This is a genomic window from Blastococcus sp. SYSU DS1024 (assembly GCF_054050795.1).
In genome coordinates this window covers 1-13,720 of record NZ_JBJHAA010000024.1, presented here as the reverse complement: position 1 = coordinate 13,720, position 13,720 = coordinate 1, and the positions used below count along the sequence as shown (strand labels likewise).

Genomic DNA, 13,720 nt, shown 5'->3' with positions numbered 1-13,720 from the left:
CGCTGAGGGCAGCCTCCCGCCCGGCAGGTGCCGCGGCAACCCGGGTCGGCGGGCCGCGGCAGGGCGGAGCAGCCGCTGCCGACCCGGACCGTTCAGCGCAGCCGGACGGGCCCGGCGTCGATCGGGGTGCGGAACAGGACGTAGGGCTTGCGTCGCTGGTCCTCACCACCGCGGTACGTGGACTGCCGGTGGAGCTGGTTGGCCGTCACGTAGAGGTGGCCGTCGGCGGCCACGCTCAGGGTGTCGGGCCACAGCAGCCGCGGATCGTGCACCACGGTCTCCCACGACCCGTCGGGCAGCCGGCGGTGGATCGCGTCGTGCTCCCCGTCGGTGACGTAGAGCCGCCCCGCGTCGTCGGTCTCCAGGCCGTCGCTCACGCAGCCCTTGTCCCCCTCGTCCCGCACCGTGGCGGCCACCGCGTCGTCGTCCTGGCCACGGTCGACCAGGGCGTCCACCGCGACGCTGTACCAGCTGCGGCCGGCCAGCGGGCAGTAGTACAGCCGGCTGCCGTCGGCGGCGAGGGCGATGCCGTCGGCGCCCATCGTCACCGGCGTGACCTCGCCGTCGGGCGCGCGCTCGGCGAACTCGACGCCCTCGACCACCATCCGCAGCTCCGGCGGGGTGCCGGCCTTCGTCGTCGGGTGCTCGTGCAGCCGGCGCCACGACTCCCCCGACGCCAGGTCGACGACGATGATCCCGTTGGGCCCCTGGTCCGAGGAGTCGGTGATGAAGGCGCACCCCGCCTCGCCCCGCCGCAGGTCGAAGCGCACGTCGTTGAGGTACGTCGTCGGCAGCGCCACGTCGGTCGGGACGAGGATGACCCGCTCGACGGTGTCGGTGGCCAGGTTTACGCACACCAGCTTCGGCCCCCCGTGCTCGGTGGGCCGGAACATCGGGCTGCCGGTGTCGAGGAGCCACAGCCGGTCGGCCGGGTCGACGACGACGCTCTGCACCGAGACCAGGCGCTCGGGGTCGGCGTCGGACCGGTTGTCGTTGAGCTCCTGGGACGGGTAGGCGACCGCCTGCCCGTCCCGGAGCTCCCCCACGGTGAACCCGACGTCGTCGCCCCACTTCGGGTAGCAGACGAAGATCCGCCCGCCGTGCGAGACGGTGACGCCGGTCGGCATGGCGTCGTGGAAGAGGTGCACGACCTCCAGCTCGCCGACCGGCTCGTCGACCGCCAGCCGCAGCGCCGCCGTCGTCACGCCGTCCCGCCGCTGGTTGGTACCGCCCCCACCGCCGGCCGGGCCGCCCCGAAGGCGCGCACGAAGTGCCGCGCGACCTCCTGCTGGGCCTGCTCGGCCTTGTCCAGCACCGCGGCGGCGCCGAAGAACTCGTGCATGACGCCGGCGTAGTGGCGGTGCGTGGTCGGCACGCCGGCGGCCTCCAGGTGCTGCGCGAACTGCTGCCCCTGGCTGCGCAGCACGTCGCGCTCGGCGGTGATCACCAGCGTCGGCGGCATCAGCGCGAGCTGCTCGCGGCTCCACCCCAGCAGGTCGACCCGCGGGTCCTCGGCCCCGTCGGGCTTCCCCTCGAACGCGTGCATCGCCATCCACGACAGCAGGGGCCGGTCCAGCGGCCGCGCGTCGGCGGCGTCCTCCATCGACTCGCCGACCTGCTCGCCGGTGGTCAGCGGGTAGACGCAGACCGCCGCCGACGGCACCGGCTCGCCGGCCCGGGCGAGCTGCAGCACCGTGGCGGCGGCCATCGTGCCGCCGACCGACTCGCCGCCGATGCCGAGGCGCGCCGGGTCACCGCCGAGCTCGCCGGCGTGCTGCACCACCCACCGGTAGGCAGCCAGGACGTCGTCGTGCGACGCCGGGAACACCGCCTCGGGGGCCCGCCGGTAGTCGGGGCTGACCACCATCGCGCGGGCCTTGTTGGTCAGGGCGCGGCACGAGGCGTCGTACGTGTCGATGTCGAACAGGACCCAGCCGCCACCGTGGATCCACATGATCACGGGCAGGGGCTGGCTGCCGGCGTCGGCGGGCTTGTAGACCCGCATGCGCTGCTGCCCACCGGCGGCGTCGGGGATCACGATGTCCTCCACCGACCCGACCGGCTCCGGGCCCTCGGTGCCGGTGTCGGCCATGACCTTCTCGACCGCGTCGTCGGGGCCGGGCTGCGCGCGGGCCTGGTCGGGCTCGAGGATCTCGAACGGCAGCGGGCCGAGGGAGGAGTGCGCGTCGACGATCGCCTGGGCCTGCGGGTCGAGCAGGCCGGAGGCGTCGGTGGCCATCTCCTTCTGCTTGCCCGAGAGCAGGTCCCGGACGTGGTCCAGCGGCTTGGCCAGCATGCCGGCGATGCGCTCGGCGATGCCCTCGTCGGGGGCGTGCGGGTGCGGCCGGGTGGGCGCCATCCGCTTGGCGGCCAGGAACTCCCTGCCCAGCTGAGCCATGCGCTCCGGTCCGGCCTTCTGCCGGAACTCCGGGAGCTCTTCGTTCTCCTCGTCGTCGACGTGGTGCCGGACGACGCCGATCAGGTTGCTCAGGGCCTCCTCGAACTCCTGCTCGCCCGGCTCGGTGCGGCCCAGGGTGACGAGCAGCTCCTTGATCTGCTGGTGCTCGTGCTCGGCGTCGTCGTGCTCGTCGGTCATCCCGATCTCGGGCCAGATCGGGTAGAGCACGGTCTCCTCGGCGAAGGCGTGCAGGGCCAGCTCGAAGGAGATCTGGTCGACCAGCACCCGGCGGTTGCCGCGGCCGGCCTCCAGGTGCTGGAACTGCCGCTCGACCACCGCGTGGTCGTCGGCGATGAGGTGGTCGATGTCGCCGGGCAGGGTCGGGTAGTCCAGGGCCACGGGGGCCTCCCACGTCTCTCCGTCATGTGCAACCGGTCGTCCCGGCTCCTACCCGTGGCCGGTTGCGGGCACGCGTGCCGACCGGTCTTCCTGACCGCCGGCGCCGGGCCCGCCCGTGGCGGCCCCGGTCCGGGGCGGCACCGGCACGGTCTGCAGATCGGCCGCGACGACGACGTCCCCGCCGAACACCGCCCCGGCCTCGTCGGCGAAGCGGCGCGGGTCGTCGTACCGCTGGGAGAAGTGGGTCAGCACGAGGGTCCGCACCCCGCAGTCGGCGGCCACGGTGGCGGCCTGGCGGGCGGTGAGGTGGCCGTGCTCGCGGGCCAGCCGCGCGTCGGCGTCGAGAAAGGTGGACTCGATGACCAGGAGGTCGGCGCCCTCGGCCAGCGTCCACACGGCGTCGCACAGCCGGGTGTCCATCACGAACGCGAACCGCTGCCCCGGCCGCGGCGCGCTGACCTCCTCGAGGCGCACCACCCGGCCGTTCCGCTCGAGCGAGCCGAGCCGCTGCAGCCGCCCCACGTCGGGGCCGGCGATGCCGTGCCGGGCGAGCCGGTCGGGCAGCATCCGGCGCCCGTCGGGCTCTGCCAGGCGGTAGCCGTAGGTCTCGACCGGGTGGTCCAGCCGCCGGGCGACGAGCGTGCCGAAGCCGCCGGCCGCGACCGTCCCGTCGCCGGCCACCGGCAGCTCGGGGACGTCGAGCACGTCGTGGAACACCGAGGCACGGCGCAGCCGGTCGAACCACGGCCGGCCGCCGGCCGGGAAGTGCACCGGGACCGGGTGCGCCACCCGGTCCAGGTTCATGCGCTGCAGCACACCGGGGAGCCCCAGGCAGTGGTCACCGTGGAAGTGCGAGACGCAGATCCGGGTGATCGCGCTGCTGGGCACCCCGGCGAGGAGCAGCTGCCGCTGCGTGCCCTCGCCGGGGTCGAACAGGAGACCCTCGCCGTCCCAGCGCAGCAGGTAGCCGTTGTGGCTGCGGTCGCGGGTCGGCGCCTGGCTCGAGGTGCCGAGGACGACGAGTTCGCGCGACGACACCGCGGCCGCCTCAGGACGGGTCGGCCGGCTCCTGGCCCATCGCCTCGTCGACGGAGGTCTCCCCGCCGGTGCGGCCGCCGCCGGGTCGGGCCGGGTCGTCGCCCACGCTGGCGTGCGAGCCCTCCTCGGTCGGGTCGGCCTGTCCCTGGGTGTCCGGGTCGGTCATCCCACGCTCCTCCCGTCGGTGCGGCGTCCGTGCTCCCATCGTGGCGGCGAACCGGGCCCACCGCGATCCGGGCCCGCCGCCGGAGCCGGCTGCGGTGGCCCTCAGCCCTGCCGCTGGAGGACGAAGTCGTAGCGCGACTCCAGCCACGGCACGTCGATCGAGCCGCCGTCGGGGGTGGCGCCCGGCTCCCGCGCCTCGAACGCCGTCACCAGCTCCTGCTTGGTCCCGAAGACGACGTCGCTGTCCAGGTACGGCGCACCCTCCTGGAACAGGTGGGTGATCAGCGGCTCGAACCCCGGCACGTTGATCAGGAAGTGGATGTGCGCCGGCCGGAAGTGGCTGATGTCGGTCCGGGCGATCAGGTCGCCGACCGGACCGTCCATGGGGATCGTGTAGCCCAGCGGCGCGATGGTGCGCACGCAGTACTCGCCGTTCTCCCCGGTCGTGTACTTCGCGCGCAGCCGGGCCTCGTCGACGTCCGGGAGCTGCGACTCGTAGGCGCCCTCGGTGTCGGCCTGCCACACGTCCAGGACCGCGCCGGCCACCGGCGCGCCGTCGAGGTCGGTCACCCGGCCGTGCAGGAACAGCGGCGTCCCGGGCAGGCCTTCGGACATGTCCTCGGCGTACCCGAGCTCGGGCGAGCCCTCGATGTGGAAGGGCCCCAGGACCGTGGCCGGGGTCGCCCGCGGGTCGAGGCGGTGGTTCATCTGGACGACGAGCATCGACAGCCCGACCACGTCGGAGGCGAGGATGAACTCCTCGCGCTTCTCGGTGCTGATCTTGCCCGTGGCGGTGAGCCACTGGACGGCGGCCATCCACTCGTCCTCGGTCAGCCGCACCTCGCGGGCGAAGTCGTGCAGGTGCCGCACGAGCGCGGTCATGACCTCCGCCAGCCGCGGATCGCGGGCGGTGGCCCAGCGCTCGACCGCGAGGTCGGTGATGTTCTCCTCGGTGACCAGCTGCACGGTGTCCTCCTGCCGTCCGCGCGGCCGGGGCACCGGCCGCGCAACCTCGACCCCCGCGGCTCCCGCGGGGGCATGCTCGTTCAGGGCGTCAGCACCAACCGGACGCCGGGGTCGCCGGTCGCCTGCCGCTGCCACGCGGCGGCGACCTCCGCGAGCGGCACCTGCTCGTGGGCGACGGACAGCCGGCCGGCTGCCGCCTCCCGGGCGATGGCACCGACCGCCTCGGCTCGCTGCGCCGCGGTCAGCGCGTTGTTCGTGTAGCCGAGCACCGACGCCGACTTCCCCCGCAGCACCGCCGAGGAGAACTCCGCGGTGTCCCCGGAGGCGCCGCCCAGGTTCACCAGCCGCCCGCCGGCGGAGAGCGCCCGGGACGCCGCCGTGGCCGCCGCGCCGAACACCGGGTCCACGACGAGGTCCAGCCGCCCACCGGTCGCGTCGGCGAACCGGGCCGCGAGCGTCTCGACGTCGGCGTCGAGGGCCACCACCGCGTCGGCGCCGGCGGCGAGCGCCCGCTCGCGGGCCGCCGCCGACCGGGCCGCCGCCACCACCCGCCCGGCACCGAGCAGCCGCGCCGCGCCGACCGCCGCCTGCCCGACGGCCCCGCCGGCGCCGAGCACGAGCACGTGCTCACCCGGCCGCAGCCCCCCGCGCCAGGTCAACGACATCCAGGCGGCCACTGCGGAGAGCCCCAGCGCGGCCAGCGCGGCGTCCGGGACGTCCGCGTCCACCGGGACCAGGTCGCCGGCCGCCACGGCGCAGCGCTCCGCGAGGCTGCCGTCGCCGGGGGCCATGCCTGCGGCGGTGCTGAACCAGACCCGCGTGCCGGGGGCGGCCCCGGGCCCGTCCTCGACCACGCCCGTCCCCTGCACCCCGGGCACGTAGGGCACCGCGGGCCGCCCGAAGTACGAGGTGCCCGACGCGCAGAGCAGGTCGAGCGGGACCAGGGGTGCCGCGGTCACGCGGACCACGGTGCGCTCGGCCCCGGGCACCGGATCGGGGTGCTCGCGCAGCTGCGGGGTCTCCCCCGGGGCGTGCAGGACGGCGGCGCGCACGGCCGGGCCCCTCAGCCCTGCTGCCCGGAGCCGGGCAGCGGCGCGGGGACGAACGGGTCGGGGTCGACCGGCCGGTTGTTGAGGTCCACCGAGAGGAAGACGTCGTTGGCCACCGGGTGCCGCAGCTCCTCGGCGAGCTGCCCGATCAGCCCGGCGGTGCGGGCGAGGAGCGCGAACCCGCGCAGCAGCTCCATCGGCAGGCCCAGGTCGGCCAGGGCCGCGCCGCAGACGCCCGCGCCGTTGAGCGGGAGCCGCTTGCCGAGCACCTGCTCGTGCGTCCGGCCGATGGCGGCGAACAGGGACAGGTGCGGGCCGACGAGCCCTTCCTCGGCCGCGATCTCGAACAGCCGCGGGGTGCGCGGATCGCCCTGCTTGTGCACGTGGTGGCCCAGCCCGGGGACGAACCGCCCGGCGGCACGCTGCGCGGTCACCGTCGCCAGGGCGAGCGCGTCCCAGCCGGCGTCGTCGGTGGGCAGGTCGCCGTCCACCGAGGTGAGCACGTCGTGCAGGAAGCGGCCGCAGTCCTCGGTGACGCCGAGGAAGCGCGACCCGCCCCCGAGCAGGCCGGCGGCGAGAGCGCCCTGGATCGAGTCGGGTGCCGACAGGTAGGTGAGCCGGGTGACGATCGCGGTGGGCGTGAACCCGTGGTCGGCGAGCGCGGCGAGCACCGCCTCGAACACCCGGGTCTCCCCCGGTGCGGGCCGACGCTGGGTGGCCAGCCAGAAGGCCAGCTCCCCGAAGCCCACGGTGCCCATGACGTCCCGGGCCAGGTCGCTGCCCAGCAGGGTGATCGACTCCAGGCTGGAGGCGCCCAGCGCGGTCGGGTAGGTGGGTCGCTCGTCGCTCACCGGGACTCCTCGGGCGTGGCCAGCCAGCGCCGGATCTCCGCGCCGTGCTCGTCCAGGCCCGGCGGGGGCAGCCGGTAGGCCGGCGGCGTCTCGGAGAAGGTGATCGGGTTGCGCACCGTGGGCACCGCGGCCGCTCCCTCCCCGACCCGGACGACCGGGTCCAGGCCGACCTCCTGGGCGAACGCCACGCCCTGGTCGATGGTGTTGATCGGCCCGCACGGCACGCCGGCGCCGATGATGTCGCGGAACCAGTCCTGCTTGCTCCGGGTGCGCAGCCGCTCGACCAGCAGCGGCCGGAGCTCGTCGCGGTTGGCGGTGCGGTCCTCGTTGCGGCTGAACCGGGGGTCGTCGGCCAGCTCGGGCACGCCCAGCACCTCCACCAGCCGGCGGAACTGGCCGTTGTTGCCGGCGGTGATGATCAGGTCGCCGTCGGCGCAGGGCAGGGGCTCGTACGGGAACAGGCTCGGGTGGCTGTTGCCCATCCGGAAGGGCACCACGTCACCGGCCACGTAGGCGCTCGTCTGGTTGACCAGGCCCGACAGTGCCGAGGAGAGCAGGTTGACCTCGATGTGCTGCCCCTGACCGGTGGCGTGCCGGTGGTTGAGCGCCGACAGGACGCCGATGGTGGCGTGCAGGCCGGCCATGACGTCGAAGAGCGCCACACCGGCGCGGTACGGCGAGCCGTCCGGGTCGCCGGTGAGGCTCATGAAGCCCGAGATCGCCTGGACGATGAGGTCGTAGCCCGGCAGCGGCGCTCCCTGCGGGGCGCTGCCGAAGCCGCTGATCGAGGCGTAGAGCACGCCCGGGTTGGTGGCGGACACCGTGTCGTAGTCCAGCCCGAAGCGCGCCAGGCCACCTGGCTTGAAGTTCTCCACCAGCACGTCCGCCCGGCGCGCGAGCTCGCGCGCGGCCTCGGCGTCCGCGGGGTCCTTGAGGTCGAGGGCGACCGAACGCTTGTTGCGGTTCGCGCCCATGTAGTACGTGGAGACGCCCTCACGCACCGGCGGCTGCCAGGTGCGGGTGTCGTCGCCGTGCGGGCCCTCCACCTTGACCACCTCCGCGCCGAGGTCGGCGAGCAGCATCGTGGAGTACGGGCCGGCCAGGATGCGGGAGAAGTCCGCCACCAGCAGACCGGCCAGGGGGCCCGCAGCCGGCGCGCCGGAGCCCTCCGCGGCCGCAGGGTCAGCGCTCATCCGGGGTGCACTCTCCTCGTCGTCGGCGGGGTCGGACAGTCGTCCGCGATTCGACCCCTGCAGTCTCCGACGGCTCGACGCGGACTGTCAACCGCCGCTGAACACCCCGAAGAGGAAGCGGAACCCGCGGTTGACAGGGCTCGGCGGGCAGGAGATCGTGACTCACGTCGCACACGGTGTCCGCCTGGCGGACGTCGGTCCGGCGACGCGACGACGACGTCCTGGAGGAGACGATGACCCACTCCGAGCCCGCTCCGGCGGCCGGCCGGCCGGTGGTCCTGCGCGGCGGGACCGTGCTGACGATGGACGAGACCTGCACCGTCCTGCCCGAGGCCGATGTGCTGGTCGTGGACGACCGCATCGCCGCGGTCGGGCCGGCGCTGGAGGTACCCGGGGGGACGCAGGAGATCGACGCCCGGGGCGGCATCGTGATGCCCGGCATGATCGACACCCACCGGCACATGTGGCAGACCGCGATGCGCGGCTACGGCGCCGATTGGACGCTGACCCAGTACTTCGTCTGGTACTACCTCGAGCACGGGAAGACGTTCCGCCCCGAGGACGTCGCGGCGGGCAACCGGCTCTCGGCGCTGGAGTCCCTCGAGGCCGGCGTCACCACGACCGTCGACTGGTCGCACGGCCTGCAGTCGGTCGACCACGCCGAGGCCGCCGTCGACGCGCTGCGCTCGGTGCCGGGCCGGTTCGTCCTCGCCTACGGCAACATCCAGGCCGCGCCCTGGGAGTGGACCGCCGACCCCGCCGTCCGGTCGTTCCTCACCCGGCAGCGCGACGCGGCCGACGACATGCTCGGCCTGCAGCTGGCCTTCGACGTCACCGGCGACCCCGCCTTCCCGGAGAAGGCCGCGTTCGAGGTGGCCCGCGAGCTCGGCCTGCCGGTCACCACGCACGCCGGCGTCTGGGGCGCCACCAACGACGACGGCATCCGGCTCATGCACGAGCACGGCTTCATGACGCCGGAGACGGTGTACGTGCACGCCGCCACCCTGACGCCTGACTCCTACCACCGCATCGCGGCCACCGGCGGGTCGATCTCGGTGTCCACGGAGTCGGAGCAGAGCGCCGGGCAGGGGTACCCGCCCACCTGGCAGGTGCGCTCGCACGGCATCCCGGTCTCGCTGTCGATGGACACCAGCGTCTGGTGGAGCGGCGACCTGTTCTCCGCCATGCGCACCACCCTGGGTGCCGACCGCTCCCGCGAGCACTTCGAGGCCCACCTCAAGGGCGAGACCGTCACCCACCTGCAGTTGCGCGCCCAGGACGTCGTCCAGTGGGCCACCCGCGGCGGGGCGCTGGCGCTGGGCCGCGACGACCTGGGCACCCTCCAGCCCGGCAAGAAGGCCGACGTCGTCCTGATCAAGAACGACGACTCCCCGGTCTCCTTCCCCCTGCTCAACCCGTTCGGCCACGTGGCCTTCCAGGCCCAGCGCGGTGATGTGCACACCGTGCTGGTCGACGGCCGGGTCGTGAAGCACGCCCACCGGCTGGTCGACGTCGACCTGGCCGCCGCGCGCCGGGAGATCGACGCGACCGTGACGCACCTGCGCGACGCCCTCGGCGAGGATGCGTGGGCCGGCGGCATGTACCCCGACCTGCCCGACACGCAGGTGCTGGACAACCCGTACCAGTACACCGAGTACAAGTCGCACGGGACGCACGCCGCCCGGGAGCAGGTCTTCGAGGAGCACCTGGCCACCGAGCGGCCGGCCGGGGCGGTCACCGAGCACTGAGCGGGCGCGCCACCCCGCGCCGAGGTCGCGCGATCTCGCACACTGCTCCCCGAGGGGAGCACCGGATCGCGCGACCTCGGCACCACGGACGACGAAGGGAACCGGAGATGGCAGGGCGAGGCAGCGGGCCCGACTTCGTCGAGGCCCTCGCACGGGGCCTGGACGTGCTCGCCTGCTTCGACCGCGAGCACCCGACGATGACGCTGTCGGAGGTGGCGGCCGCCGCCGGGCTGGCCCGCCCCACCGCACGGCGGCTGCTGCTGACGCTCGAGGAGCTGGGCTTCGTGCGGTCGTCGGCCGGCGGGTTCGCCCTCACCCCCAAGGTGCTGACCCTGGGCATGGCCTACGTCGGCGCCCTCGGGCTGTGGGACATCGCCCGCCCGCACCTGGAGGCGCTGGTCGCCCGCACCGGCGAGTCCTCGTCGATGGCCCAGCTCGACGGCTCCGACATCGTCTACGTCGCACGGGTCGCGGTGCCCAAGCTGATCGCGCTGCGGGTCGACATCGGCACGCGCTTCCCGGCCAGCCAGACCTCGCAGGGCAAGGTGCTGCTCGCCGCCCTGCCGCCCGACGAGCTGGCCGACACCCTCGCCCAGCCCAGCCGGGCCGGGCTGCCGCCGATGATCGGCCGCTCGCCCGACCAGCTGCGGACGGAGCTGACCGAGGTGCGCGCCCGCGGCTGGGCGCTGGCCGACGAGGAGCTCGCCCCGGGCGTGCGCTCGGTGGCCGTGCCCGTCCGCGACGGCGAGGGCGTCGTCCGCGCCGCCATGAACGTGACCGTGCACGCCGCCGAGACCTCCACCGAGCGGCTGGTCGGCGAGCACCTGCCGCAGCTGCTCCGCACCGCCGGCGACGTCAGCGCCGAGTGGGCGCTGTGGCAGTCCAGGCCGCACGTCGAGCTGCCGCGCCGCACCGGCGGGACCGCCACCGCCTGACGGCGCCGGGCGCAGGCCCCCGGGCGTCCCCCGTTCGACGGACCGTGCGGTACCGCATCCCCCGGTACGCGGCCCCGGGCTGCCAGGATGCCCCGTGCGCTTCCACCCGGCGGCCGTCGCCCTGACCTGCGTGGCCGCGCTGCTCGCCCCCTCCGGCTGCGGCTTCCTCACCGATCCGGCGCCCCCCGACGCCGCGGCCCCCGTGACCGGCACGCCACCACCAGCGGCGGCACCGTCCCCATCGCCCCCGCCGATCGAGCCGAAGGAGTTCGCTGCCGCCGGGCTGTCCGACCAGGACCGGGGGCTGTCCTTCAGCGGGTCGGTGCGGGTCACCCGCTCCCCCGTCGCCGTGGGCCTACCGCCACTGCCAGGGCCCGTCGCCGCCGATTGCGCGCTGCCTGACGACGGCTCGGTGCGCACGCTCACCGTCTCCGTGACCTTCGCCAACACCTCGGGTGGAGGGACCGTCCACGCCCCCCTGGCCGGGCTGGCCGCTACCGCTACCGTCGCCACGGTCGACGGCGGTCCACCGCGGCCCGGGACCACCGTGCTCGTCGAGTCCTCGGCCCCGGACGCCCGCTGGTGCCAGGAGGGCAGCACGGCACCGACCAGCGACGGCTTCGGCGCCTGGGCCCCGGCAGGCGGTGAGATGACGGTGGAGGTCCACGTCGTGGTCCGGGACGCCGCGCCGCTCTCCGGCCTCGTCCTGCGGCTGGCCGGGCTGCGCAACGAAGCAGGCGGCAACGCCACCGGCCCCTGGGACCGGGTGACCGCGTCCCTGGGTGGCTGCGCGGACGACCCGGCCGCTCTCTGCGTGCCGCTGGGCTGACCGCCGGGCTCGACGGCGGACCTCGCGCGGCATGTGCCAGGGTCTGCCCCGTGACCGCCGTCCTCAGCATCCAGTCGCACGTCACCTACGGCCACGTCGGGAACAGCTCCGCCGTCTTCCCGCTGCAGCGCCTGGGCATCGAGGTGTGGCCGGTGCACACCGTCCAGTTCTCCAACCACACCGGCTACGGCCAGTGGACCGGCCGGGTCTACGACGGCCAGTCGATCGAGGAGATCGTGCAGGGGGTCGCCGACCGCGGCGTGCTCGGCAGCTGCGACGCGGTGCTGTCGGGCTACCTCGGCTCCGCGGACATCGGGCACGCCGTCGTCGGCACGGTGGCGCGGGTGCGCGCGGCCAACCCGGCCGCCGTGTACTGCTGCGACCCGGTGATCGGCGACGTCGGTCGCGGCGTGTTCGTGCGCCCGGGCATCGAGGAGTTCATGCGCGAGGTCGCCGTCCCGGCCGCTGACCTGGTGACGCCGAACCACTACGAGCTGGACCTGCTCTCCGGCACCCCGACCCGCTCGCTGACCTCGGTCAAGGACGCGGTCGCGGCGGTGCACGCGCTCGGGCCGCGGGTCGTGCTCACCACGTCGCTCGTCGCCGAGGACACCCCGGAGGACGCCGTCGACCTGCTCGCATCCGAGGGCGGCCGGCACTTCCGCGTGCGCACCCCGCGGCTGGGGGTGTCGGTGAACGGCGCCGGCGACGCGATCGCCGCCCTCTTCCTGGCCCACTGGCTCGACACCCGCTCGGCGGGCGAGTCGCTGGGCCGGGCGGCGGCGTCGGTGTTCGGCCTGCTCCAGCGCACCGAGGACGCCGGCTCGCGGGAGATCCTCCTGGTCGCCGCGCAGGACGAGTTCGTGACGCCGTCGCGCAGCTTCGCCGTCGAGGAGGTCTGACCGGCGCCCCCGGACGAACCCGGGGGCGCCGCGGCTCAGGTCTTGCTCTTCCCCTGGGCGCTGGAGTGCTCGTGCCGGTCGTCCTTGTGGGTGTGGTGCTCGATCTGCTTGCTGGCCCCGGTGGTGACACCGGCCGCACTGGGCGCCACACCCTGCTTCTTGGCCTCGCGGACGGCGGCGCGCTGGGCGTCCTGGTCGTTGTTCTTAGCCATGTGTCGATGGCTACCCCGGCAGCGACCCCGGACACATGGAGCAGGGCTCAGCGGCCGGCGAGCGTGGCCGCGATCCGGGTGATCGTGCCCTCCTCCACGGGCAGGTGCACCAGCACCGACGGCACCTCCTCGGCCTCCAGCCCGGTGTCGCCGAGCGCGGCCAGCAGGAGGTCGGCCTCCTCCGGCGGTACGGGCACCGTGCAGCCGGACGCCTCGAGCGCCGCCCGGGCGAGGAACAGCGCACCGGCCAGGCTCTCGTCGGGTACCGGCACGGGCTCGGTGACGGCGGCCGACCGGGTGGCGGCCTCGGCCGCGCGCACCAGCGACAGCGGCAACCCCTCGGCCTCGACCTCGATCAGCGGGACGTCACGGAGCGCGGCGAGCACCAGGTGCTCGGCGTCGATGCGCAGCGGCGCGTCCCAGCCACCGGCCCGCACCACGTCGGCGACGTCGGCCGGGTCCTCGGCCAGGTCCTCGGCGAGCTCGGCCCAATCGCCCCGGCGGGTGTCGCGGGCGCGCTCCCCCGCCAGCCGGCAGGTCTCGGCCACGAAGGGCAGCAGCACCTCGTCGTCGAAGCGCTCCGCCACCAGCCGTCCGTCGGGGCCGATCATGTTCAGCGCGTCCTGGAAGCTGCCCGGCGCGGCGTCGCCGAGATCGAGCCGGCCGCCCTCGTCATCCCCCAGCGGCTGCCCGGTGGCGGCCCGCTCGCCCACCGTCAGGCCGCTCGGGGTCACGCGGCCCGCGCGGCGCCGGTAATGGGGACGGTCGGAGAGCCCGACGGCCCAGGCGCAGCTCTCGGCGATGAGCGCGGCCCCGCGCTCGCGCAGCACCTCCCGGGTCAGCAGACCCATCCAGTCGACGTCGAACACGCCTCCACTGTGCCCCGGCACCTCCGTCGTCCGCCGTAGGACGAGGATCACCCGGGCGGGGGGGGGGGGGGGGGGGGGGGGGGGGGGGGGGGGGGGGGGGGGGGGGGGGGGGGGGGGGGGGGGGGGGGGGGGGGGGGGGGGGGGGGGGGGGGGGGGCGGGCCCCCC

14 protein-coding genes are annotated in these 13,720 nt (G+C 75.0%); 4 read left to right on the top strand and 10 right to left on the bottom strand.

What is annotated here, in order from left to right; translation table 11 throughout:
• Window positions 1–92: 92 nt before the first annotated feature.
• The 8 genes from ACI79S_RS17800 to ACI79S_RS17765 form a co-directional block, all read right to left on the bottom strand.
• Window positions 93–1,205 (bottom strand): L-dopachrome tautomerase-related protein, encoded by a 1,113-nt coding sequence (locus tag ACI79S_RS17800; protein WP_456594772.1) that lies wholly within the window; start codon window positions 1,203–1,205, stop codon window positions 93–95.
• Window positions 1,202–2,797, bottom strand: coding sequence for an alpha/beta hydrolase fold domain-containing protein (locus tag ACI79S_RS17795; RefSeq protein WP_456594771.1), 1,596 nt, complete (start codon window positions 2,795–2,797; stop codon window positions 1,202–1,204). The genes ACI79S_RS17800 and ACI79S_RS17795 overlap by 4 nt, the downstream gene beginning before the upstream one ends.
• Before the next feature lie 48 nt (window positions 2,798–2,845).
• A complete protein-coding gene (locus ACI79S_RS17790) occupies window positions 2,846–3,835 on the bottom strand; it encodes a ribonuclease Z (RefSeq protein ID WP_456594770.1) in 990 nt (329 codons plus the stop codon).
• A 10-nt stretch (window positions 3,836–3,845) separates the two neighbouring features.
• Complete coding sequence (locus tag ACI79S_RS17785) at window positions 3,846–4,001, bottom strand: hypothetical protein (RefSeq protein ID WP_456594769.1); 156 nt, start codon at window positions 3,999–4,001, stop codon at window positions 3,846–3,848.
• A gap of 101 nt (window positions 4,002–4,102) precedes the next feature.
• Window positions 4,103–4,966: a dioxygenase family protein gene (locus tag ACI79S_RS17780; protein ID WP_456594768.1), complete on the bottom strand. Its 864-nt coding sequence runs from the start codon at window positions 4,964–4,966 to the stop codon at window positions 4,103–4,105.
• 80 nt (window positions 4,967–5,046) lie between these two features.
• Window positions 5,047–6,018, bottom strand: coding sequence for a zinc-binding dehydrogenase (locus ACI79S_RS17775; RefSeq protein ID WP_456594767.1), 972 nt, complete (start codon window positions 6,016–6,018; stop codon window positions 5,047–5,049).
• 11 nt (window positions 6,019–6,029) lie between these two features.
• Window positions 6,030–6,866 (bottom strand): citryl-CoA lyase, encoded by an 837-nt coding sequence (locus ACI79S_RS17770; RefSeq protein ID WP_456594766.1) that lies wholly within the window; start codon window positions 6,864–6,866, stop codon window positions 6,030–6,032.
• Complete coding sequence (locus ACI79S_RS17765; RefSeq protein ID WP_456594765.1) at window positions 6,863–8,059, bottom strand: CaiB/BaiF CoA transferase family protein; 1,197 nt, start codon at window positions 8,057–8,059, stop codon at window positions 6,863–6,865. The genes ACI79S_RS17770 and ACI79S_RS17765 overlap by 4 nt, the downstream gene beginning before the upstream one ends.
• 233 nt (window positions 8,060–8,292) lie before the next feature.
• Here ACI79S_RS17765 and ACI79S_RS17760 point away from each other — a divergent pair, with 233 nt between their 5' ends.
• The 4 genes from ACI79S_RS17760 to pdxY all read left to right on the top strand — a co-directional run bounded on the left by ACI79S_RS17760 (window position 8,293) and on the right by pdxY (window position 12,473).
• On the top strand, window positions 8,293–9,807 hold the full coding sequence (locus ACI79S_RS17760) for an amidohydrolase family protein (protein ID WP_456594764.1): 1,515 nt from the start codon (window positions 8,293–8,295) through the stop codon (window positions 9,805–9,807).
• A 107-nt stretch (window positions 9,808–9,914) separates the two neighbouring features.
• Window positions 9,915–10,742, top strand: coding sequence for an IclR family transcriptional regulator domain-containing protein (locus ACI79S_RS17755; protein ID WP_456594763.1), 828 nt, complete (start codon window positions 9,915–9,917; stop codon window positions 10,740–10,742).
• A gap of 94 nt (window positions 10,743–10,836) precedes the next feature.
• Complete coding sequence (locus ACI79S_RS17750) at window positions 10,837–11,571, top strand: hypothetical protein (protein ID WP_456594762.1); 735 nt, start codon at window positions 10,837–10,839, stop codon at window positions 11,569–11,571.
• 50 nt (window positions 11,572–11,621) lie between these two features.
• Complete coding sequence (gene pdxY, locus ACI79S_RS17745) at window positions 11,622–12,473, top strand: pyridoxal kinase PdxY (RefSeq protein ID WP_456594761.1); 852 nt, start codon at window positions 11,622–11,624, stop codon at window positions 12,471–12,473.
• Between the two features lie 35 nt (window positions 12,474–12,508).
• On the opposite strand, the gene ACI79S_RS17740 is transcribed toward pdxY, so the two are convergent.
• Both ACI79S_RS17740 and ACI79S_RS17735 read right to left on the bottom strand, forming a co-directional pair.
• Window positions 12,509–12,685 (bottom strand): hypothetical protein, encoded by a 177-nt coding sequence (locus ACI79S_RS17740; RefSeq protein WP_456589768.1) that lies wholly within the window; start codon window positions 12,683–12,685, stop codon window positions 12,509–12,511.
• 47 nt (window positions 12,686–12,732) lie between these two features.
• Window positions 12,733–13,554: a hypothetical protein gene (locus ACI79S_RS17735; RefSeq protein ID WP_456594760.1), complete on the bottom strand. Its 822-nt coding sequence runs from the start codon at window positions 13,552–13,554 to the stop codon at window positions 12,733–12,735.
• Window positions 13,555–13,720 lie beyond the last annotated feature (166 nt).